This window comes from Entomoplasma freundtii, from assembly GCF_002804205.1.
GTDB classification, from domain to species: Bacteria; Bacillota_I; Bacilli_A; order Mycoplasmatales; family Mycoplasmataceae; genus Williamsoniiplasma; species Williamsoniiplasma freundtii.
Genome location: NZ_CP024962.1, coordinates 297,359 through 320,939 on the forward strand (window position 1 = coordinate 297,359; position 23,581 = coordinate 320,939).

General features: G+C 31.8%; 20 protein-coding genes and 1 pseudogene. 15 read left to right on the top strand and 6 right to left on the bottom strand.

The window, feature by feature from the left end:
* Positions 1-6 precede the first annotated feature (6 nt).
* Together EFREU_RS01315 and EFREU_RS01320 are read right to left on the bottom strand one after the other, a co-directional pair.
* Positions 7-819, bottom strand: coding sequence for a MurR/RpiR family transcriptional regulator (locus EFREU_RS01315; protein WP_100609232.1), 813 nt, complete (start codon positions 817-819; stop codon positions 7-9).
* Positions 820-1,032: 213 nt separating this feature from the next.
* Positions 1,033-1,680, bottom strand: a complete 648-nt coding sequence (locus EFREU_RS01320) for an HU family DNA-binding protein (RefSeq protein ID WP_100609233.1) — start codon at positions 1,678-1,680, stop codon at positions 1,033-1,035.
* Between the two features lie 666 nt (positions 1,681-2,346).
* On the opposite strand from EFREU_RS01320, the gene EFREU_RS01325 reads away from it, so the two are divergent.
* The 3 genes from EFREU_RS01325 (at position 2,347) to EFREU_RS01335 (ending at position 5,603) form a co-directional block, all read left to right on the top strand.
* The gene (locus EFREU_RS01325; protein WP_100609234.1) at positions 2,347-2,724 is read left to right on the top strand and encodes a RidA family protein; all 378 of its coding nucleotides are present in this window, start codon (positions 2,347-2,349) and stop codon (positions 2,722-2,724) included.
* 362 nt (positions 2,725-3,086) lie between these two features.
* The gene (locus tag EFREU_RS01330) at positions 3,087-4,901 is read left to right on the top strand and encodes an MAG1210 family protein (RefSeq protein WP_100609235.1); all 1,815 of its coding nucleotides are present in this window, start codon (positions 3,087-3,089) and stop codon (positions 4,899-4,901) included.
* A gap of 39 nt (positions 4,902-4,940) precedes the next feature.
* Positions 4,941-5,603 (top strand): LemA family protein, encoded by a 663-nt coding sequence (locus EFREU_RS01335; RefSeq protein ID WP_100609236.1) that lies wholly within the window; start codon positions 4,941-4,943, stop codon positions 5,601-5,603.
* A gap of 254 nt (positions 5,604-5,857) precedes the next feature.
* Here the strand turns inward: EFREU_RS01335 and EFREU_RS01340 are convergent, their stop codons facing one another.
* Positions 5,858-6,157 (bottom strand): hypothetical protein, encoded by a 300-nt coding sequence (locus EFREU_RS01340; RefSeq protein ID WP_100609237.1) that lies wholly within the window; start codon positions 6,155-6,157, stop codon positions 5,858-5,860.
* 382 nt (positions 6,158-6,539) lie between these two features.
* Between EFREU_RS01340 and infC the strand changes: the two genes are divergently transcribed.
* The 3 genes and pseudogenes from infC to rplT all read left to right on the top strand — a co-directional run.
* Positions 6,540-7,097 (top strand): translation initiation factor IF-3, encoded by a 558-nt coding sequence (gene infC / locus EFREU_RS01345; protein ID WP_100609238.1) that lies wholly within the window; start codon positions 6,540-6,542, stop codon positions 7,095-7,097.
* A gap of 39 nt (positions 7,098-7,136) precedes the next feature.
* Positions 7,137-7,331 (top strand): 50S ribosomal protein L35, encoded by a 195-nt coding sequence (gene rpmI / locus EFREU_RS01350; RefSeq protein WP_100609239.1) that lies wholly within the window; start codon positions 7,137-7,139, stop codon positions 7,329-7,331.
* Between the two features lie 27 nt (positions 7,332-7,358).
* Positions 7,359-7,712, top strand: a pseudogene (gene rplT, locus EFREU_RS03800) (50S ribosomal protein L20); the annotation flags it as partial.
* Positions 7,713-9,143: 1,431 nt separating this feature from the next.
* On the opposite strand, the gene EFREU_RS03750 reads toward rplT, so the two are convergent.
* On the bottom strand, positions 9,144-9,428 hold the full coding sequence (locus EFREU_RS03750) for an HNH endonuclease (RefSeq protein ID WP_198507965.1): 285 nt from the start codon (positions 9,426-9,428) through the stop codon (positions 9,144-9,146).
* A 774-nt stretch (positions 9,429-10,202) separates the two neighbouring features.
* Between EFREU_RS03750 and EFREU_RS01365 the strand changes: the two genes are divergently transcribed.
* From EFREU_RS01365 to EFREU_RS01410, 9 genes are all read left to right on the top strand, one after another.
* On the top strand, positions 10,203-10,703 hold the full coding sequence (locus EFREU_RS01365; RefSeq protein ID WP_100609240.1) for a hypothetical protein: 501 nt from the start codon (positions 10,203-10,205) through the stop codon (positions 10,701-10,703).
* A 48-nt stretch (positions 10,704-10,751) separates the two neighbouring features.
* Positions 10,752-11,498 carry an SDR family oxidoreductase gene (locus EFREU_RS01370; protein ID WP_100609241.1) on the top strand — a complete coding sequence of 249 codons (747 nt, stop codon included), beginning with the start codon at positions 10,752-10,754 and terminating at the stop codon, positions 11,496-11,498.
* A gap of 234 nt (positions 11,499-11,732) precedes the next feature.
* A complete protein-coding gene (locus EFREU_RS01375; protein ID WP_100609242.1) occupies positions 11,733-12,518 on the top strand; it encodes a MurR/RpiR family transcriptional regulator in 786 nt (261 codons plus the stop codon).
* 101 nt (positions 12,519-12,619) lie between these two features.
* Positions 12,620-14,380: a PTS transporter subunit EIIC gene (locus EFREU_RS01380; RefSeq protein ID WP_157844560.1), complete on the top strand. Its 1,761-nt coding sequence runs from the start codon at positions 12,620-12,622 to the stop codon at positions 14,378-14,380.
* A 29-nt stretch (positions 14,381-14,409) separates the two neighbouring features.
* The gene (murQ, locus tag EFREU_RS01385; protein WP_100609244.1) at positions 14,410-15,303 is read left to right on the top strand and encodes an N-acetylmuramic acid 6-phosphate etherase; all 894 of its coding nucleotides are present in this window, start codon (positions 14,410-14,412) and stop codon (positions 15,301-15,303) included.
* Positions 15,303-16,124 carry a sulfite exporter TauE/SafE family protein gene (locus EFREU_RS01390; protein ID WP_100609245.1) on the top strand — a complete coding sequence of 274 codons (822 nt, stop codon included), beginning with the start codon at positions 15,303-15,305 and terminating at the stop codon, positions 16,122-16,124. The genes murQ and EFREU_RS01390 overlap by 1 nt, the downstream gene beginning before the upstream one ends.
* A 345-nt stretch (positions 16,125-16,469) precedes the next feature.
* Complete coding sequence (locus EFREU_RS01395) at positions 16,470-17,273, top strand: MurR/RpiR family transcriptional regulator (RefSeq protein ID WP_100609246.1); 804 nt, start codon at positions 16,470-16,472, stop codon at positions 17,271-17,273.
* Between the two features lie 78 nt (positions 17,274-17,351).
* Positions 17,352-19,082, top strand: coding sequence for a PTS transporter subunit EIIC (locus EFREU_RS01400; protein WP_100609247.1), 1,731 nt, complete (start codon positions 17,352-17,354; stop codon positions 19,080-19,082).
* A gap of 260 nt (positions 19,083-19,342) precedes the next feature.
* On the top strand, positions 19,343-20,602 hold the full coding sequence (locus EFREU_RS01410; RefSeq protein ID WP_157844561.1) for an alpha-L-fucosidase: 1,260 nt from the start codon (positions 19,343-19,345) through the stop codon (positions 20,600-20,602).
* A gap of 442 nt (positions 20,603-21,044) precedes the next feature.
* Here EFREU_RS01410 and EFREU_RS01415 read toward each other — a convergent pair whose 3' ends face one another.
* Positions 21,045-21,365, bottom strand: a complete 321-nt coding sequence (locus EFREU_RS01415) for a hypothetical protein (protein ID WP_100609250.1) — start codon at positions 21,363-21,365, stop codon at positions 21,045-21,047.
* Positions 21,355-23,520 carry a hybrid sensor histidine kinase/response regulator gene (locus EFREU_RS01420; RefSeq protein WP_134163651.1) on the bottom strand — a complete coding sequence of 722 codons (2,166 nt, stop codon included), beginning with the start codon at positions 23,518-23,520 and terminating at the stop codon, positions 21,355-21,357. Before EFREU_RS01420 ends, EFREU_RS01415 begins: the two co-directional genes overlap by 11 nt.
* Positions 23,521-23,581: the final 61 nt, after the last annotated feature.

Below are 23,581 nucleotides of genomic sequence, written 5' to 3' on the forward strand. Positions count from 1 at the left end.
AAGCGCCTATTTAGCGCTTTTTCAACTTCATGCTTCAACGATTTCTTCGCTTTGGATGTCTAAAGTGAGGAGATATTTGAAAATAATTTCCCAAGCAGCCATTACCGCAGGCTTGGCAGCAAAGGAAAAAGAACGATATTTAGGGTCTCCAGATTTTATACAAACATAGTGTTGAGCTTTATTAATAAGTTCAGAATTAAAGTCTCCACTAAACAAAATTAGTGGAATTTTGCGTTTATTGGCTTCATTAGCGATTTGATTTGATTCGCGTTTATCACCCGAATAACTAATAATAATTACCAAATCATTGCTGGTCATATAGTTAAGATTAATTAATTGTTGGTGTCAATCACTCGATAACATCACATGTCTACCGACTTGCGAAAGTTTGTGTTCCACCTCGGTCTTAATCGTGCGATTACCCCCAATACCAACAACATTAATTTTATTTGATCGGATAATTAATCGCGAAATCGCTTCGATTTCTTCACTTTTAAAGTAGTCTAATGTTTCCACAACAGCCTGGATAATTTTATTTTTGCCATCGTCAATGGTTTCTTTTTCCCGATTTCATATCAAAAAGTAACTAGGAGCCTCTTCATTAATTAAGTTCACAAAATGCTTATAAGATTGGCCAGTTAAACTTTTAGCAAACCTTGATACTGAGGGTTGGCTACAATTGGCTTTTTGACTTAAAGTGGTTACCGTTAATTTAAACTGGCGATTTATTAATAGTTCATCAATTATGACTCTGGCTAAACGGTGGTTTAGATTTTCTTCAGAAGATTGTGTCATTTCAAAAAGTTGGTCTAGAATCATCTTTTACCTCGCATTATTAGTCTTTTCAACAAATTGTGGTGAAAAGTTAAAAACTTAAAAGTCTTTATGCGGTGATTGTAAACCAAAAATATTCAATAACTGAATATTTTTTTAAAAAGTAAAGGATAAAAAATCCCAGAAGCGGACTGGGATTTAAGAATTAAAGTCAGACTGTAGACGATGATTGTGATATATTTGTCACTTCCGCTTCCTCTACAGTCTTGCGTCTTTTGGGTTTGCTTTGACCGCCTCGCGCATAAACTCAAGTAGTTCACGTTTGGTTAAGTCAGCGAGAATTACTTCTTCAAGTTCTGGACGTCCATGAAAAAATAAATCGCGAGTTTCGTTAGCATGTTTAATTAAGTCGCTGCGGGCTTCCTTAATTTCTAACGAACCATCGACATTTGCTCTCTCTGGCATTTCTAATTCCACAAAAGTGACTGACATGATTTCTTTAGGAACTTGTTTTGAAAGTTGATGAGCATATTTCTTTGTCATACGGTTCACATAGGAAAGGGCTTTTTTATGTTTCTTTGAAACTTTTGTTTCGACCTTTGACCAATTGTTTGGATCGATGGCATCTTTTAAGGTTTTTGAAGCTATAAACTTTGGTTTTGTTCGTGCAGAAATAATAATTTTTTCACCAGTTGCTGGATTAACCCCGACGCGTTTTTTTACATGTTCGGTTTTGAATTTACCAAAACCATGAATTTCCACTACATGTTTTTCGATTAAATCATTAGCGATTGAATCGAAAATGATATCAACAATTTCTTTAGCATCTTTTGCGGTCAAAAAATCTTTTTCCATCATCAGATCTTCCGCAAGCGTTTTTTTAGTTGATAGCGTGTCTCACTTCATATTGCCTTCCTTTCTCGGGGTTTCACCTTATTTTAATTTTACCCACTTAAAAGTGAAACTCTGGGAATCGACCTTTTTTTCCAAAAAAAGCCATTGGGGGTGTTAGATTTGCAATTTTGTTGTTTTCAAGACCTAATAAAGGAGATTGAAAAAACCTAAATTTCTTTAGCTTTCACTCGAATAACGCTGGTCTAATTTTTTAATGAAATAGGTACGCAAGGATCAGACAAGGCCAAAAATAACGATAGTTAAGAGGCTTGACCAAATTTTAGTGTAACTTTGAAAGGTCGCGCTAGTCATATTTTACGGGTTTGTCAAAGCGCAGTTTGACTTATTTTTCAACAAAATTATAAGAAGACAAAAATGGGCTTAAAAATTAGTAAAAGCAAATAACTAAGTTAAAACATAAGTGGTTCTTTGGTAAAAGTAATAATTAAGCTTAATGATTAATTAAGATTAGGATAAATGTAAAAATTAAATCGAGGCTAGTTATAAATATAAGCAACTCAAGTTATTTACTTTCTGTTTTAAGTTTTGGTGTGTTGCTCAAGGCTAACAACTTTTTGACACTTTAAATATCTTTATCTTTTCAAGACCGTTTTCACAAAATTAAAAGATAATTAGGTTGTAGTTTTTTAGCACGATTGCAAAAGGAGAAAAACAAAAATGAAAATAATTGAAACTGATAAAGCGCCTAAGGCCGTGGGGCCTTATAGTCAAGCAATCCAACTCGAAAATGGTTTCCTCTATACGTCAGGACAATTGGGTCTTAACCCTGAAACAATGAAAATGCCCGAAAAGGTAACAGACCAAGCTTGAAATGCTCTTGAAAATATCGATAATATTTTAATTGAAGCTGGTTATACAAAAAATGATGTTGTTAAAACTTTGGTTTTATTAGCCGATATCAAAGATTTTGTGGAATGTAATAAAATCTATACTGAATATTTTGGGGACCACAAACCAGCGCGAAGCGCCTTTCAAGTAGCCGCTTTACCACTCGGTGGCAAAATTGAAATTGAAGCAATTGCTTATAAAGAATAATTGAAAATATTAATACGTACAATAAAAAATATCAGAGTTTCCTGATATTTTTTATTGTTAAATTTTTAAAAGTATTTTCTTTAAACTCTTTTTCCAGCCTTTCAAGGATTTGTAGAATATTTATTTTTCCCATAAAAACTATCTGGTTTTTATTATTTTGCTAACAGTTAATTATTTCTGAATTATTATATTAAAAGTTAAGAAAATATTGGCTATGATTTCAGTGCTTTTACCCTTGGAAAACTCGATTATTAAGGTCTTTTAAAACTAAGGCGTTTCCAAGGAAGCAATGACTCCTCGTGGTGAAAATAAAATGAAATATAATTTTATATTTTACTTAACATTATTGAGTTGGGAGAACAATGGCGACGCAGATAATTTACAATCCATTAGCAGAGTATCAAAATAACTTAAAGCAAATTCATAATGACAATTTAACTAATTTTTTTGACAATTTAGTACAACAAAACCAAATTGACGAAAATTTGAACAAAAAAACTGTTGAAGATTTTTATCATAATAAAAAGAGTTTGACATTAACTAATAAAAAGAAAGCCAATTTGGAAAAAGGTCGCTTGGCTTTGATTTTTTTAGCAATTATCTTTGGAATTGCTCCATTAGTGGGGTGGTTTTTACTACGGACTAATGCGCAAGTTTTTCTTTGGGTTGGACTCATGGCTGGAGTGGGATTAATTGGCCTTGGACTGTCAGTTTATTGCATAGTTAAAAAAATCAAGCCGAAAATCCAAAATCTTCACTCACAATCAACAACTTTTGAAAGCAAAATGAATGATTTAGAAACTAATTGTTGGTCACAATTATTGGGCTTGAACCAAAGTTATGATTGACAATTAACGACACGTTTATTAGAGCAAACCTTGCCGATTGTCAAATTTGATCCTTATTTAAAACTAGATAAATTTCAACATTTTTTAAACCATGGTTTACGGAATACTGATTTTGATGAAACTGTTATTGATCTTAAGAGTGGGGAGATTGCTACAAACCCCTTTATTTTCGTGGAGAAGTTACACCATAATTTAGGAATGCAAGCCTATTTTGGGTCTATCACTATTTCTTGAACCGAAACTTATACTGACCATGAAGGAAAAACTCAAACCCGAATCCAAACTCAAGTTTTAACAGCTTCTGTCGAACAACCTTGTCCTTTTTATAAAACTACTAAAGAACTCTTTTTTAGTCATGAAGTAGCTCCGAAACTAAATTTTCAACGTGAACCATCCAATTTGGTCCATAGTAATGAGCGAGATATTACAAAGGCTATGAAAAAACTTGATAATAAAGCCCGAAAGGCGATTAAAGACGGTAACGATTTTAATTTAATGAATAATAGTGAATTTGAAGTTTTATTTAATGCGTTAAATCGGAATGATGAAATTCAATTCCGATTCCTCTTTTCTGATCTTGCTCAAAAGCAGTTAGAAGATTTTCTTAAGAATCCGGATTATCCGCATGCCGATGAATTTTATTGGTGAAAAAATCAAGAATTATCTTGCTTAATGGGTACCTATTTGACCAATGTGTCATGAGATTTTAATCCTCAAAAATACCAAAATTTTGATTTAGCAGCCGCTCGTCAAAATTTTATTAGTAGCAATATGACTTTCTTTGAAAATTTTTATTTAGCAATTACACCCCTTTTGGCAACTCCACTTTTGCAAGAACCGCGTACTATAGAATATCCGACGTTAGCGACACCAGAATATTTAGCTTCTTGGCAAAAAGAGGCTATTGTAGCTAATTTTGGTAATGAGTTAATTCACCCATTATCACGAACCAATAACATTTTTAAAATTGTGACCAATAATGCTGCCAATGGCTTAGAACAACTAATGGTTAAGGCCTTTGGTTACCAAACCATTGAACGCGTGACTTATATTCCGGTTTTAGGTGGCGATGGTTATTGGCATAATGTGCCGGTCTGATGGACGGAGTATATTCCCGTTGCTCAAGAATCGGCAGTATTAGTTAAAAACGTCGAGGATTTAGCAATGCAAAAACGTCTCCAAAACCCTGATAATGCAGCGTTAAATGCTTATCTTGAAAAGCAGAACTTAGAAAGAAAAGATATTCATTTATTTGATAATATAATTAGTTTTAAGCATGAAACTGGTACATTTGATGAACACCAAACTTTTTGAAATGCGTTAAACTAAGGTTTAAACTTAAGATAATTTAATAAAAGGAGAAAAATAATGGCAAATCGACTTGACGAAATGACCGGACCAGTTTCGGAAACTGGCAAAAATATTAATGTAATTAACAAACAACTTAAAATTGAAGTAGGCAAGGGCTCAAAAATTTTTCAAATTGTTTTATGGCTTTTTATTCTTCCAGGTTTTATTTTTTGAATTAAAAAAATCAAAGCCAAAAACTATTTAGACCGCTTAGAACAAAAAATTCAGGCAGCCGCTTCACAATATGATAATTATTTAGACCAACGGGTACAAATTTTAGAAAATATCGCTGGCCTTTTAAAACAATCAATCAATATTGATAAAGATATTTTCACTTCTTTGGCTGCTTTGCGTTCAGGCACTAAATTGAATGATCAAAAACGTAATGAGCTAGCGACTGAAGTTGACTTAGTGAATACAAAGTTAAATGTGGCTTTTGAAAACTATCCTGAATTAAAATCGCAAGATACTGTTTTAGCAGCCATGAAACAAAACGATTATACGCAAAGAGAAATCTCAGCTTCACGTAGTAATTACAATGATTTTGTAAGTCGTTGAAACCAAGATATCCAAGTTTGACCAACATACAAAATTGTGGCTGCCAAAAATGGTTTTACCACTCGTATTCCGTTTACAGCATCACAAGAAACTAAAACTAAAGCTCAAAGTACCTTCTTTTAGAACTTTATAGATAAATTTTAAAACCCTAAAACCTTAGTCTTCCCCTTATTATTAGTAATCAATTGACATTTAGCTTTTAATAAAGTTAAACTTCAAAAATAGAAAACCTGGCTTTTTATAGCAGAGCAGGTTTTCTATTTTTCTTGGTTACTTTTCCAAATTTAGTTTTGGTTTGGAGCGAGGTTTATAAAAAACAAGACCCCATTATCTTGCAGTGACGAAGGGGCCTTGTAGTATTGAGTGATTAATAATTTCTAATTGTAACCTTTGACTCTATCACAATAACTATGCATTGCTTGATAATGTTCAGAATGTTCATGACTTTTATCAACATTATTGGGGCTATTGTGGGGTGCTGTAACATAACCAACAACCCAACTATAATCGCTTTGAGCTCCATAGTTTCGAGAATATAGACGCTTATCTCTAAATTGACATAAGCCATCAGGGCAAAAAGCTATCCCTGTCGGTTCGCCATCCTCTAACTGGCCACTTGAATTAACTCAAGCAATGCCTTTTTCTAGAAAAGTAATTTCTTTTTCCTGAGTAACCATACCAAATCTCACCTCCTTTCAGAAGGATAAAAAGAAATCCTAATTTATGGTTAGGGTTTATTTTAAGACTGGTAGTTAGGAAAAGTAATTTCTTTTTTTCATAAAATTATCCATTTTATTTATTAAGCAAATTGCTTGATTTCTCGATTAATTCAGATAAAATAATAAAGTTAAAAAAAGAAGCACAAGCTCACCGTCCGAATCATTTGACTTCATCTGACTTCAAAGCGGTCACTAAACCAATTTATTTATTTAGAATTTAATGAATAGACTAAAGGTGTGCTTTCTTTTGTTTGACGGCACACTTTTTATTTTGTTTTCTAAAAATTCTCAAGGATAATAAAAAACAAAATAATTTCAAAAACAAGGAGAAGGTTTATAGATGGATCAAAACAACCAATCAAGAAATCAACGCTTTGCCCGAAATCATCATCAAGATCCGATTAATGGGTATATTCGCGCTCGTCAAATCTTGGTAATCGACCAATTTGGAAACAAACGTGGCGTTTTATCTAAGGGTGAAGCGATTGGTTTGGCTGAACGAGCTGGCTTAGATTTAATGCAGGTCGGAACGCAACCTGATGGTACTGCAATTGCAAAAATTGTAGATTATGGAAAGTATAAATACGAGCAACAAAAGAAACAAAAAGAAGCTAAGAAAAACCAAGTCAAAACTGAAAATAAAGAAATTCGTTTAACAGTTAACATTGGTGAACATGACTTAGATACCAAAGCTCGTAAAGCACGAGAATTCTTAGAAGAAGGTAATCGTGTCAAGATTTCTTTAAAATTCCGTGGTCGTGAAATTACCTACCTTGATTTAGGGAAAGCGACTTTGGAACGTTTCTATAAGAAAATTGAGGATATTGCCAAAATTGAAAAAGAAGCGAAACTAAACACACGTTTTCTAGACATGTATGTCGTGCCTAAGAAAAACTAATTAAAACTAGTTACTAGTGAAAACAGAGGAGAGAAGAAGATGCCAAAAATGAAAACAAAACGCGCGTTAGCAAAACGCGTGAAAAAAACTGGGTCAGGGAAACTAAAACGTGGTCATGCTTACCGCTCACATTTAGCTTTAGGAAAAACCACTAAACAAAAACGTCAACTAGAAAAAAGCACTGTGGTTTCAAAAAGTGATGAAAAACGTCTAAAAGGACTATTACAAAATTAATTGATAAAGGATTAGGAGAGAAAACCAATGGCAAGAGTAAAATTTGGAAAAGTAACGCGTTCACGTCGTAAACGTTGAATTAAACGTGCAAAAGGATATTATGGTTTAAAAAAATCATCATATAAAAAGGCGCATGAACAAGTAGTTCGCTCAATGGCCTATGCCTTTGTCGGACGTAAAGAGAAAAAACGTGATTTCCGTAAACTATGAATCGCACGTATCAACGCCGCAGTTCGCCCTTATGGACTATCATATTCACGTTTCATGCACGGTTTAAAAGTCGCTAACGTTGACGTCAACCGTAAAATGCTATCAGAATTAGCAATTAACAACCCACAAGACTTTGAAAAAATGGTTAATTTAGTGCAAACTACTTTAAACCAACCAGTAACCCACCCGGACTTAATGCCAATTAAAGTCCCAACAGCAAAAGTAACTACTAATACTAAAGTAGTGACTAGTGAAGTAGCGGTTGAACCAACTAAAGTAATCGAAACAGTTAAAGCAGTTGAAATGGTTGAAGTGACTGAAGTAGTGGACAACGAAAACCAAGAAGATTACTTGGCAACAATCGAAACTAAATATGCGCAAGAACTAAAACCAAAACGTACTAAAAAAACTACTGATGAAGCCGAAGCACCAAAAGTTGCTAAAGCAGACTTAAGTTTGGAAGAACGTTCAACTTTAGATGGATCAGACAAAATTAGTGAAAGTCGTGATGAATTAGAAAAACACGCCATGACCTTAAAAGCTAAATTACCAACTACTGAAAAAGCTTTATTAAAAGCGGATGTAAAAACAATGACCAAAAAAGAGATCATTAAATACATGCGTAAAGTTTCAAATAAATTAGCAAAATAATTCAGAAAATCTTTCGTTAACGAAGAAATATAATTCTCTAAGTATAGAATACTAATAATTTTTATTAGTATTCCTAATGTATACAAAGAGAATTTTTATTTTGTCAAATTTAAAAAGCATAAAATATAATGTGATGAGCATACCGAAAAATTTAGAATTTAGATGCCAAAAATAGATAAATAGTTTAGAAAGGCGCACAATCATAGCAAAAAATAAAACGATGCTCCATAAAAATTGCATAAAGAGTTGTCATCAAATAAAAAATTGTAGTTAACTTGAAAATTATATATAACCAATACCTAGTTATAAATTTAAGTAAAACAATAATTTTGTGAAAAAACAAAGTAAATTTATTGTGAGAAAAACGTTTTTTTATAAGTATTACACGCCTTTTACTTAATAAGTATGAGATAAAAGGTAGTAAAAAGAGTTGTTATAATATAAAGTAAATAATTTTGTTTATTTAAATATTCCTAAAGCAACGGAAAAATGTTTCATTATTGGTCCTAGATTGTCCATAACTAACGATAATAAAATTCTAAAAGATATTTAGAAAGCACTAAAAATTATCGAACTATTAATAAAAAAGTTAATGATAAATTATGGTAATTATTATAATCAACTTCACTTCTATGAGATCTTATGCCGTTAAAAACATTATGTTCGCGCTGTTCGAAAACTCTACCAATAATGAAATATATTAGCCATTTATTTTGCAATTAAAAAAAGAATTACTTCAATTGAAAACATCGTTAATGCATTATATTGATTATCGCAATTATGAAAGAATAACGCCTTAATAGGAAAATTCTCTATCGTTTATTTATTTAGTTAAATAAATAAACTTCGCACTTTGAATTTGAGCGCGAAGTTTTATTGGTTTTATAAAACAATATTGTATATTTGCAAAACCATATTTATAAAAATTCTTTTGTCTTTTTAATTACATTGTTATCTTGCATCACCTTTACAACTATTACAATAATTATGCATTGCTTGATAGTTGTAATAATCATTAGCGCCGCCTTGAGCTAGAGGAACTATATGGTCTACTACTCAACTCGCATCAGAATGGTTTCCATAACTCGCAGCATCCATCACAGCGGAAGTCATTTTGCATCATTGTTTAGGACAATAAGCGATGCCGTAAGGTTTAGAGTCAAAAATTAAACCGCCAGATTTTTTTCATGCTGAATTTATATCATATTGTGATAGATTTCTTCTTTCAAATTTCATCTTTTTCACCTCCTTTCCAAATTATGAGAATAACAATCAAATTTCCTTCTCATAGTTGATTATAAGATTCAAAGTCTAAAATTATGTTTTTAATTTACCTAAAATTTTACTTTTTAAACATTCTGTTTTATTGAAATGGCATAGGAAAATAAATTAAAAAAGAAGTGTAATTTCACTTACCGTATGAATTAATTACCATTATATAACTGTCAATGTAGTCACTAAAAAAATTTATTTATTTAGGATTTAATGAAATAGACGAAAGATATGCTAATTTATTTTAAAACCAATTTTTTATATTGTTTTAGAAATTAGCAAGATTAACAAAGCAAACTAATTTCAAAATTAAGAAGTGTTTTTTTAATTCATCACGGCTTTAAAAGCAAAATCACTAACTATTGAAAAAGGTCTTATTAAAATCAGGCGTACAAACGACAGCCAAAAAAAGAAATCATTAAATACATTTGTAAAGTTTCAAGCAAATTTGCAGAATACTAAGTTTTAAAAATTGACAAACTAATGAAAAACTACTTTAGTTATATTTTTAATTATCGAGGAACTTTATAAATTCTTAATAATTACAATAGATGTTAAAGTCTATTTTTATATGTTTGGCATAATAAATTTTGTAAAAATGTTTGTTTAACAAAGAAAAAAATTCAACAATTTGAGAAACGATAATTTTTTTGTATCTTTGTTATTACATTCAAATTTTTCAACATACATATATATGTCAATAGTGAAATGACTATTAAAATAAAGAAGAGGTACAAAATGTTAGATAGAAAGAAATTAGCTAGTGAGAATTCTATAGAAATAGACAATAGGGGCGATAAAACTAGACAAAAAGCAACCAAAGGGTCAAGAATAAATTCGCCAGAAAGTATTACTAATGTATATGATCCGAATAAAGTAAAAACAGATTTAGCTCTAAAACTTGTAGAAAAGAAAACAAAAATTGGAATAGAAATCAATAATATTTTGTTTAATTGCAAAGAGTGTAGAAAAAACCAAATGAACAAAATTGAGGAATTAGAAAATTTAAGAAAAATTATCCAAGAAAAATATGACATTAAGAAACAACTTTATTCAGGAAGCCCTTATATATTCGATCCATCACTTGAATTACTCAAGATTAATCAAATGATTGAGGAAATAACTAACGGTTTCGGTTTTAACTTATGTGAAGAGCATTTTAAAACTGACTTCCAAAAACTAAAAAATATGGAAATCGAGGTTCAGTCTCTAATTCAAACAATTAATCTAATAAAGTAGTACCAATTAAAAAAATTAATCTTTACAACTAAAAGGAGATTAAAACTTATGGATAAAAAAGTTGTCGTAATAACAGGTGCCTCAAGTGGGATTGGAGCCGCTCTTGCCAAGTTATTAGGTAATAGTAATGATGATTATCAATTAGTTTTAGGAGCACGTCGCGAAGTTTTATTAAAGGCTCTTGTTCAAGAAATAGAAAGCGATGGTGGTGAAGCAATTTACCAAGTTACCGATATTCGTCAAATAGCTGAAGTTGAAAAACTAGCCCAAGCAGCGATTAACCATTTTGGAAAAATTGATGTTTGAGTTAATAATGCCGGTATTTATCCCGGGAATTTTTTAAGTGACCGACAATATGATGATTGGGACCGCTTAATTGATACAAATCTGAAAGGCACTTTATATGGCATTGGCACCGCTTTACAGTGAATGATTCCCCGAAATAATGGACAAATTATTAATATCTCCTCAGTGGCAGCTCATGTGGTGAGTCCAATTAGTACTATTTATTCGGCCACTAAAGCGGCAATTTTGGCGATTAATGAAGGCTTACGCCAAGAAGTAAGTTCAAAGAATTTAAATATTCGAGTGACCGCTATTTCACCGGGTTTTTTTAATACCGAAATTATTAATGATATCAAAGATGCCAAAATTAAATCGGACGTAGATCTTCTTTATGCCAAATATGGTATTTCTCCTGATCGAGTAGCCTTGACAATCAAACAAGCAATTGAATTACCATTTGATACGTCTTGAAACGAAGTTGTCATCCGTCCCACCAAGGAAGTTTTGTAAGTCAAAGTAACAATTTTGATGAAGCTTTTTAAGCAAAACAAACCAAAAAATCAACCAAAAAATAAAAACTCTCTTTAAAAGAGAGTTTTTATTTTCATGATTTTAAACTACTAATTTTTAAGCTAAGTTAATTTAAATAATAGTCATTTATTGTCCTTTCATAAATGAAATTAAAAATTTAAGGACTATAAACTTCCACTTAAAGGTGGTTTAATCAAAGAAAGGATTATTAACATGTCAAAATCAGCCTATAGTTTTCTTATCAAAAATAAAAATAACTCACCTTTACTTGCCTTAATTTATGACCAATGAAAAAAGGGTGAGAGTTTAGAAATTAATGAATTAGCCCATAAAGCTTACCTTTCAAAAAGCAGTATTACCCGATATTTTCAAACTGCAGGTTTTGATGGGTTCAAAGAATTTAAATATATTTTGCAAAATGAAAATATTAGTTCCGTCGCTCCAGAAACATCGTTTAATGACTACGCTTTTGAAGAAGAAATAATGATTCAACCAATTTTAGTGACTTCCAAGTTAAATGGTCTAGAAGTTTATAATCAAGCAATTAGTTGGTTAGAAAATGCCGGTTGTAATTATATTCTTGGCGTTGGTGGCAACCTTTCTGTTTGCTTTGAATTCCGCGTGCGCTTAGAACGCCTCGGTTTTCAAACATCTTATTTTTCTGACGTTCATAATATGTTTGTTTCGTTAACTCGTGCCAAAGCAAGCGACTTGCTTTGGGTTTTTTCTTATTCTGGAGAAACTCCAGAAATTTTGCATTTGACTAAGGAAGCCAAGAATCATGATTTAAAAATTATCGCAATTACTCGAAGTGGCAATAATTCGTTATCCCAATTGGCTGACCTCTGCTTCCAAATTGATGATTCAGAAAATTTAGTTCGTCTATTAGCTTTTAAGTCGCGAATTGCGATGACCTACGTCATCTATAAGTTAATTGCGATGGTCATTGAACAAAAAAGTGAATTTTACCATCAGCGTCTGACTGCTAATATCTACTAGAACTAGTTGCAAATGCTAAAACTAGTTCGAGATTAGGTATTTTTTCTTGCTATTAAATAACTCCTATTTTTATAATGAAGGAGCTAAAAGGAGAATTTACTATGGCTCAACCTGCCCAAGTGGCGAAAAGTATTTACGATATAATTGGTGCTTCCAATATTATTTCTTATACCAATTGCATGACAAGATTAAGGATTAAAGCACTTCCTAATTTTGATCCTGAAAAAATTAAACAAGTACCTGGAGTTTTAGGTTTAGTAATGGGAGGGGCTGACGAATACCAAATCGTCTTAGGACCTGGCTTTGTGAATAAAGTTACTAAAGAATTTGGTGAACTTATGAAAACCGCTCCCCAATTAGTAACGGCAGATGGTCAAGCGGTGACGCCTACTTTCCAAAGTGCTGCTGATATTGGTCAGTTACAAAAGGCAAAATTACGTCAGAATAATGGTCATGTAAAAGGCTTCTTTTCCAAAATTTCCAAGGTCTTTACCCCACTAATTCCTGCCTTTATTGGGGCTGGATTACTTTCAGGAATTGCGGGACTGATTCTTTCAGTTAATGGTGGTGCTAATGCTAACGCCACAGTGCAATCATGAAACCACATTTTAGTAATGATGTTAAATTTATTAACCAATGTCTTCATTATTGCCGTTGGCTGACGACTTGGAAAAGAGTTTGGCGGCAACCCTGGTTTAGTCGCCTTAGTGTCAGCAATGTTTTGTGGCTTTGCGGGTGTCACTGTGGCAAGCGTCTTTATCCCGGTTTATGAAGGTGATATTATCACTGGCTATAACTTTTTAGGAAAAATTATTAAAGCAAGTGATATTGAACATAACTGGTTTACGGTTGGCTTTATTAATTTAGATAAAAATAAAGTGGCTTCTTTAGGAGCGCCTCATGCTGGTCTGATTGGGGCCATGATTGCGGCAGGAATAACAATTAAACTTGAAAAAACAATTCGTCAATTCATGCCTGGAGTTTTAGATACGATTATTACTCCAGTGATTGTTTTAGTTCTGATGTTAGTCTTAAATTTTGTCCTTGTTATTCCCGTGGCTGGTTACCTTTTCACTGGTATTACTTGACTATTTAATAACCTTTATACCAATCCTTTCGGAGCAGCCTTATTAGCCGGAATCTTCCTCTTTGCGCTGGCTTTGGGAGTTCATCAAGGGTTTATTCCTATTTACTTTGCCTTAATTGATAGTACTGGTGTAAATGGGCTATTTCCAATTATGGCTATGGGTGGAGTCGCCCAAGTTGGTGTTGCTTTAGGTTTATGAGTGTTAGCTGGTAAGGGTTCAATTTTGCGAAAACAAATTTCGGGAGCTATTTTGCCTGGTTTCCTTGGAATCGGTGAACCGTTAATTTATGGAATCTCGTTGCCACGCGTTAAACCGTTTATCTTGTCATGTATTGGTGCTGCTTGTGGTGGATTTATCATGGGTGCCCTTAATACTTGAGGAGGTCTTGGGATTGGGATGAATGCCGCCACAGGACCTGGTGGTTTGGTTGCTGCCATCACCATGACAACAATTGATGGCAATGCAGTTAAAGGAATGTTAGTTTATTTAGCGGTTGTCTTTATTGTTTACGGAATTGGGTTTGCCATTTGTATTCTGGGTTATTCGCGTTGATCTCGTAATGGGGTAGCAAAAACGAAACTTTATCTTAGTGATTGTAAAGTGTCGCTAAAAGAAGCGGAAGCTAAAAAAGCAAAAGCAAAAATTATTGGGAAAATGGTCGGTCATATTAGTTTATATATTTCCGTCGTTGGTTGATTAGTGCTTTGAACCACTAGTTATGCCCGTTTATCTATGGAAGCTAAACAAGAATTAAAAGATTATCAAGTTGTTTAGGAAAATAATTTAAAAAGAGAGGAAATATTATGGGAAGTATTGATTTACAAAAAATAAACACCGAGGCGCAAAATGGACTGACACATCATTTAGAAACCAAAACAACTCCCGAAATTTTAACTTTAATAAATAATGAAGATCAAAAAATCGCTAAAGCCATTGCCAAAGAAATTCCGACAATTACTAAGGCAACTGATTTATGCTACGAAACCTTAAAAAACCAAGGCCGAATCTTCTATATTGGTGCTGGATCATCCGGTCGGATTGGAGTTTTAGATGCAAGTGAAATGTTGCCAACTTATGGAGTCAAAGATGCTTTCTGCGGAATAATTGCTGGTGGTGATTTAGCCTTGCGTTTACCAATTGAGGGCGCTGAAGATGACTTTGAACAAGCCAAGGTAGATTTAAAGGCACATAATTTCCAACCAAATGATTTAGTCTTTGCAATTGGGGCTTCAGGAAGAACGCCTTATTGTTTGGGAGCTCTTGATTATGGTCACCAAATTGGTGCCAAAACCATTAGTTTGGCAATGACTAGTGAACCAGAATTTAAAGCAGTTAGTGATTTGTCAATTGCCATAATTAGTGGTCCAGAGGTGGTGACTGGTTCAACAAGAATGAAGGCTGGAACAGCTACTAAAATGGTGCTGAATATGATTTCAACAACCACCATGATTAAAATGGGCAAAGTTTACGATAACCTCATGGTCGAAGTTCAGGCTACTAACAAAAAGTTGGAAGAACGTTGTTTCCAAATTGTCAAAAAAATCACTCAAGCTACGGATGAAATAGTAATGACTGCCCTACAAGATTCGCAAATGAATGCGAAGGTGGCTTGTCTAATGATTTTAGGAAATCATTCCGCCGAAAAAGCTCAGGAATTATTAATAATTAATCCTCTTTTAGGTGACTATTTAAACTAATGAACTTATTTTGATTGATTCCTATCCTCATTCTCATTGGTTTTTTTGTCTCACTTCTCGGATCAATTTCAGGAGTAGGAGGCGGGGTTCTCTTTATCCCCCTCCTTTTACTTTTATTTCCCAATCGTGATTTTGCAGAATTAAAATTTGTTTCCACCTTATTAGTCTTTACAACGGCTTTATTTAATGTTGGTTTTGCAGCAATCAAACGGCAAGTTTCTTGGAAACTTAGTCTTTTTATTGTCTGCTTAAGTATTCCCTTTATTTTCCTTGGCCTTTATTTAGCGAGTTTATTGAATCCAAAATGAACGCAATTAGTGGTGTTAATTATTTTGGTAATTGTCACTTTTCTCCTTATGTTTAAAGATTTTATTAAGCGAAAACCAAAAACTCTAAATGTCAATCATTGGTGGTATCTTAAGTTGCCAGGCGGTGAAACCGTTAACCTTTTGGCAATTGGTTTTATTGTTTTTAGTGGATGTTTTGTAACCACTTTATCAGGTATGGGCGGTGGCCCATTGATTATGCCTCTATTAGTGTTGCTTTGTGCCTTAACTTTTAAACAAGCGGCGCCAATCTCACACTTAATGATTGCGATTGCTACAGGAATAAATTTGCTTTTCTCTTACAAGATGTTTGGTCATGGTGAGTTGAACCTAACAATTACATTGCCAATGCTCGTCGGTAGTCTTGGAGGAACAATACTGGCTTTCTTTATCAAAGATAAAATCAAAAACGAAAAAATTATTAAATGGCTTTTGATTATCTTAATTTGATGTTCAATTATTAAAATGCTAATTGATTGAATTAGTCTACTATAAAAAACTTAAGAGACACGTTTGCACCTTAAGGGTACCCATAATTTTCCTAGTTAATCATTGCAATTGAACTTAAATTTCAAAAGTTTTATTAATAACACCAGAAGAATAATAGTCCCCCAATATTTAAAAAATCACCCCTATGGTGATTTTTTTAATGTTTTTTTAAAGTCTATTATATTATTTTTAATTAAACACTAAATTTAAGCAACAAAAAACCAAAGTCCTCTGCGGAATAAGGTTTCGTATTTTAAGTTTTAATTTTTTAACCAAAGATTTGTTTTGATAACTTAGCCATTATTATCGATAGTTTTAAAATCGAAGTGGTGAAAGAAAAAGGTCTAGAAAATGGATACAGTCAAAGCAATTCAAAATTTTGCTAAATTAGATAATCAAAGTAGCTTTTGTACAATTGCCAATTACATTCTTTTAAACATTGATGATATTAAGGATATTACCATTACCAAATTGGGTGAAAAAACTCATACTTCAGCAGCTACCATTACGCGGTTTTGTAAAGCCTTAGGTTTTGATGGTTTTAAAAATTTTAAATTTTTTTTAATTTGAGAAAGAGATAGTTTTCTCAAAAATGTAAGAAATTTACCAGCTAATAGTAATTATCAAGATTGTGGTCTTTTAGCGGCTTTACAAAAAAACATGCAAACTTATTTAACCCAGCAAGAGTCATTTAGAAAAGCAGCCCAAGTAATTAATATGTCATCGAAAATTTACATCTATGGCATGGGTGGTAATGTCAACCTAATTCGTATTTTTCATAATTATTTAACGAGGTTGAATATCCAGGCCGTGTTTTTGGCAGACCGCGATGATCAAATTGCCTATTCGCATTTTGTTAATGCGGAGTCCTTGAACATCATCGTTTCCTATAAATTTCGAGATAGTCGGTGAAAAAATATTTTTGAAAATATTAGAGCAAATAAAGGTCAATGTTTGGTTATTTCCAAAAAAATAAAAAATAATCCGTATTTAAAGGCTAGTGACCTCGTGCTTGATTTTGAGTTTAGCGAAGGTTTTTTATTTTATCGAGATAATGCTGAGGTATCAATGTTAACAATTATGTTACTAATTATTGAAAGTTTAATGATTCAAACTACGGCAAAAAACACTTTGAAAAAGCAAGATGTTTTCTAAGTTAAGGTTGAAAATTTTTTCAATTGGATAAACACTTTTTTATAATTCGGGATGGCATAATCGGCTCGAAAGGAAAAAATGAAAAATCAACAAGAACAAAAAAATGTATCCCCTTTAAAAGTTTTTCGAGACAAATTAGGTATCTCCAATGGTCGCTTTTTCACAAGACTCCAATTTTTGGGTAAGGCGATGCTTTTCCCCATCATTGTTTTACCACTTGCGGCAATTTTTTTACGTTTTGGCACCCTAATGACCGATACAAGTTTAAAGGGTATTACCGAAAACAATGCCATTTGGTATATTGGCAAAATTTTGACTGCTATTGGCCAACCAGCCTTTGATAACCTCCATATTATTTTTGGAATCGGCTTAGCGTTTGGTTTAGCCAATGATCATCGCGGCGAAGCGGCTTTGGCTGGAGCAATGGCCAGTTGAGTTCTAGCTTCTTTATTAACTGAAAATAGTTTTGCTTCGTTGTTTTACAATAAAGTATTGATTTATCATTCAACATCAACTGACGATCCACTAAAAGCCTTGGAAGGATATAGTCAACTTCTATATATGATTAAAAATAATCAAGCGATTTATGCCCTGAATATTGGTGTTTTAGGAGGATTGGTTGCAGGAGGTTTTACTGCTTGAAGTTATAACAAATGACATACGATAAAAATGCCTGCTTATCTTTCATTTATTGAAGGACGTCGCTTTATCCCACTAATTAGCATTTTACTAATGGTCCCCACAAGTTTATTTTTTGCCATTATTTGGCCTTGAGTCCAATTTGCTTTGGTGAAGTTCGGTGTTGTTTTAACACAATGAGGGACTAATAATGCTGCAGCATTCGGAGTCTCATTTATTCATACATTATTCAAATCAATTTTGGTTTTATTTGGTTTGCATAACGTTTTAAACACATTTCTCTGGTTCCAATTACCATTTACGAATGTCGATGGCAGCGTTATTAATGGTGACATTCCGGCCTTTACAGCCGGAATAAAAGGATCGGGTCTTTTCCAAGTTGGTTCTTTTGCCGAAATTATGGGCGGTTACTGAGGATTATCGTTAGCAATTATTTTCTGTGCCAAGAAGGAGAATCGTAAAGAAGTAGCTTCGTTAATGTTGCCCCTTACTTTAGCTTGCTCACTAACTGGTGTTGGTGAACCATTAATCTTACCAATTTGGTATGCTTCACCATTAATCTATTTAGTCCAATCATTATTAAACTCAGTTTTTGGTGCTATTCCTGCAGCAATGGGAGTACGAGCTGGGTTTGCCTTTAGTGCGGGTTGAGTTGATTTTGTGTTATCAATCCCAACCTCATGAAAAATGGCTTCATCAAGTAGTATTCCGTGGTTGGCTAACCCTCTTTGACTTATCCCGAATGCGATTCTTACTAGTTTAGCTTACTTTGGTGTCTTTAGTCTCTTGATTCGTTATAAAGATTTGAAGACATTAGGTCGTGGAGAAAATGAGTTTGACCAATTGCAAACTAGTGATAAAAACGAAAAATCGCTAGGTTATACAAAGAAGTTACCAATAACTTCACAAGATACTTTAGCAAGTAACCTCTTCCGTTTATTGAAGGAAGATAACATTGTCAAAGTTGATAATTGTGCGACGCGTTTGCGTTTAGAGTTAAAGGATAATTCGATAATTGATGATCAGGAAATTAGTAAATTGAAAATTTATGGTTTTAAAAAAAGCGGCCCCAATTATCTCCAAATCATCATCGGTAGTGGAGTTCAAGAAGTGTCTGATGAACTAAATAGTTTGTTAAGAGAAAAAAATAAGCAAGATGTTAACCGTTAAGATTATGGCTGGTTCCATTTGTTTATTGTTTGGACTTATACTTTTTTGAAAACACCTTAGCAATAAAAGAAAACAAAACCATACTTTTACTTTTCAAAATCCGAAAAAAATTTTCCTCTTTTTGAAACAAAATATTTTTTTAATCTTTGCCTTATTTGCTTTTTTTAGCGGCGTAATTACCCTTTTATCGCTAATTGGCTAATGGTCAAAAGATTTACTAATTAACAACTAAAAATAGAAAGATGATTGAAATAATTAAAATGAATAACAAATTTCCCAAAATCACAAGAGTGACAAATTTTCGCAACCTTGGGTTAGGATTTTTCCTCCATTTCGGCCTTTATAATAAGATTGGTAAAGGTGAATGATACCAAAATATGTACCACTTAAATAGTCATGATTATTACGAAATGTTTTCACCCTTGTCACAATTAAAACTAAACCTAGATATATCAGGGATTGTTAGTCTTGCAAAAGAAAATAACTTTGGTTACCTAGTTTTAACAACCAAACATCACGATGGTTTTTGTTTCTTTGATAGCGAAGGATTATCAGAACACGATATTACGGAAACAAGTACTCAAAATGATATAATTGAGGATTTTATTACTCAATGCCGGCAAGCAAAGATTCTGCCAATCCTTTATTTTTGTACTTTGGATTGAATGTGAGATGAAAAAGGCATTCCTTTCGAAGAACAATTGACTTTAATCAATCGTGAAGTAGAAATTTTATGTAAAAAATATCCTGATTTAGGTGGCTTTTGGTTTGATGGTAACTGATCAAAAAAAGAAGCCGATTGACAAGAAGAAAAACTTTACCAATTAATTCGAAGCTATATCCCTGAAGCAATTATTGTGAATAATTCGGGGCTAACTAACGCTGGAAAAGAACAGAATAGTCACGTAGATGTTTTAACTTTTGAACAAGCTCATTTAAAGGAAATTAATTACCAAGCTTGTCAACGAGATTTAGCGGCCGAAGCTTGCCAAAGTTTTAATGATCATTGAGGTTTAGCTAATGAAGATTATAACTTCAAATCAGTAGGTGATCTCATTCTCAAGTTTGTGGAAGCTCGTAAACAAAAAGCTAACTATTTATTAAATGTTTCTTTAAATGAAAATGGCAAAATGCTACCATTACAAATTGAAACAATTAAGGTATTTGGTCAATGAGTAAAGAAATATGGGTTTATGCTTTTCGATGATTATGAAATTTTAACTATGAATAATGATGATTTTATTATTAGTACCAAAGATAACCAACACTTCGCTTTTCTTTATGATTTACCATCGGGTGGGCATGTAAAAGTAATCCAACAAGGAGGCAAAATTCAGCCACCACGTAGTTTTAATTATCCATTTGACAAAATTGATAAGATGCGGTTTTTAGATAATTTAGAAGAAATTAACTTTGACTATACTAAAGAAAATAAAAAGGAATTAATCATATCGCCAACAGCTTATAATTATGGTTTTAATACCAAAGTAAGGGTGTTGAAAATATCGTTGAATTCATAATTTTAAATTTTTATTTTAATCTATTTAAATCAAAAAACTCAATTAGAAATTGGTTAAATATAATTTCTCTAGAGGTACAAAAGTGGTGAAAATTTATTACTGCTATTAAGTTACCCAAGGAGAATTTTTATTTTGTTAAATTTAAAGTGGAAAAAAATCAAACAAACATGTCATATTCATATATTAGAAAATTATGCTTAGATTAAAATGAAAAAAACAAATAGAACCTATTGAAGATTAGATAAATATTAAACAAAAGAGTTAATATTTATTTATATTTAAGTACAAATAAATATAAATAATTATGAATAACTATTATTTCTTCTTAATAATTTTTCAACAAATTTTGATTGAACAAACAAAAAACTTCACACATCTTTAAAGGCGAAGTTTTTAATAAAAAAAATATTATAAACTTGTGAAAGTGTCTTCTTTTATTAGATTAAATAGTTTCTATTTTTTTTATTTTAATAATGTCGTTAATTATATTATTTATCTCATTTTCAAAATAATCTTTAAAACCTTCTAAAAATTCTCTATGCATCTCAGCGCTTCTATTTTCAGATATTCCTACTTTATTTTCGAACTTGTTAATTTCCTCAACATCTAAACTTGATAGAAAAAATAATATTTTAGAAAAAGTTTCATCAAATTCTTGATCAGTAGGATTGTCAATACTAAAAGTGTATTTATCGTTGTTTGAATTATTTGTTATAACAATTTCTTGCGGAGTAGATTCTAAAAAAAATAAATTATTCGACATTGTAATATTCCTTTCGTAAATTTAAGGCCTTTCTTCCGCCTTCCAATATATCCAATGATTTTTGTCTCCAATCAATATTTGCTGAAGTTTTTTCTACATCACGAAGTTGGCCAGAAAAACTATCACCAATATATGTTTTATTGTAAGGTTTAGAAATTTCTCGATAAATTATGTTTAATGGATTAGTGTTTATTGCGATGTTAGAATTATGAGTTATCAGCAATATAATTTTATTATTTTTTTCCAATTCTTTAATTTTGTCAACTATGTAATCAACTATCAATTTGTTATCTAAAGATTTTTCTGGCTCGTCTAGAATGTAAAATTGTTTATTTAAATCATTCAAATAATTAGACAAGGCTAAAAATTGTTCCTCACCACTTGAGGGTTTATGATAATCACCCTTTTGGTTGACATATTCTTTAATTAAACTAACTAAATCATTTGCGTCACTAATTTCTTTTGAGTTTTCTAAAATTACATTTGCCAATTCAATAAAAGAATTACCAAAAAATTCTCCATCTAAATCAGCAATTTTTTTTAACAAAGTTTTAGCCTTGTTCTTAGGCTTTACAATAAACTCTTGATCTCTATTTTTTTTGCAAAGTGAAGGAGTTGATAAAAAACTTTTAACTTTAATATATATTTTTTCTTGAGACCCATCACTAGATACCACATCACCAATAAATTTTTCGCCATTCAATTTTTCATTTTTATTCAATAATTTGTCAATTGCTTTCTTGCAATTAATTCGTCCTAATCAAATATCATATATTCCTAATTTTGATGGTTTAGTTACTGAATCTGTTTTTTTTGTTAACATCTTTTTTAAATTATTCTTTATTCCATTTATTAACTTTTTTTGGAATTTTAGGATAAATAGCAAAATAGCTTTTTGTATAAGGACTTCTTGAACTTTTAATTTTATTAGGTTGAAATCCTTTCTTATTTCTTCGTCTAATTCATATTTAACAAGTATGTTTTCGCAATTTTTTATAGATTGAATATCACCAATTATTTCATTAATTTCTTGTCTGCTTTGTTCTTCCAATTGGTTATTTCAAGCATGAGGCCCATCTATAATTTCACTTATTTTTTTATATTTGTTTGTTTTTTGGGATAAAATCCATTTTTTGAAACTTTTATAATTGCTTAAAATAAGTGAGTAATTAATAGATGATGCCATTTTAATATTCGTTATGACTTCATTTCATTCGTTTGAAATATTTAGATTATTTGTGGTTAAATTTTTGATTAGGGCTTTTTCTATTTTGTAGTAATCATCTTTGCCTTCGTAAAAATCCGGATTTATTGCAAATTTTTTTTCTAACTCTTCTTTTATTCCTCGTAAAAGGATGGTTTTGCCAGAAGCCTTTGGACCAACAATTATGTTAACTCCGGAATTCAAATTTAAATCAATTTTATATTCTCAAGCTTTACCTTGGTCTTTTGGCAAAACCGAAAGTTGATAAAGGTCTTTTTGGTTTAGTCCAAATAAAGTGTTATTTGATAAAAAATTTCGTAAGGAATTAAAATCTTTTATTTCTACCTCTGTTTCTGGCAAGTTGGTTGCATCTATATCATCTCATCTTTGAGAATCAGATCCAACAAAGGAAGGATAATCATGATTACTTATAATAGAAGCGCTTCTTCTATTTGAAGCTTCTAAAAAATAAACAAAAGAATCCTTTGATTTTTGTTTTATCTTATTGATATCTTTAACGGGAAAGTTTTCTCCTTTAGAACTAGAAGAGATTAATGTAATTGCTTTTCACATTTTTATCAAATCAATAAATTTGTCCAAATCAATACAAAACTTATCAACATTTGATACATTATCATTAAGGTATTTAGAAAGCTCTTCTTTTTTACTTGGATTAATTATGATATTGCAATTATGTGATATATTTTCAGAATCTAATACATCAATTTCAACACCAGGTAGAAAAAGAATGTGGCCTTTTGAAAATTCAACCAAATTATTAAATTGTTCCAAGTCAAAACTATTATGGTTAGTAATCGCTGATATTAGAACATTTTTTGAAAGTCTATTTTTAATAAAAATATTGTAGCTATTTTCATCATTAGGCATATCCCGAGATGATAGCTCCCCAGATTTTATTGCTTTTGTATGACAATGTAAATCTATTTTCATAATTTTTCCTTTTCAATTTCGATATTTTTATAATGTGTGATGTTAATAATTATTTTTTTAC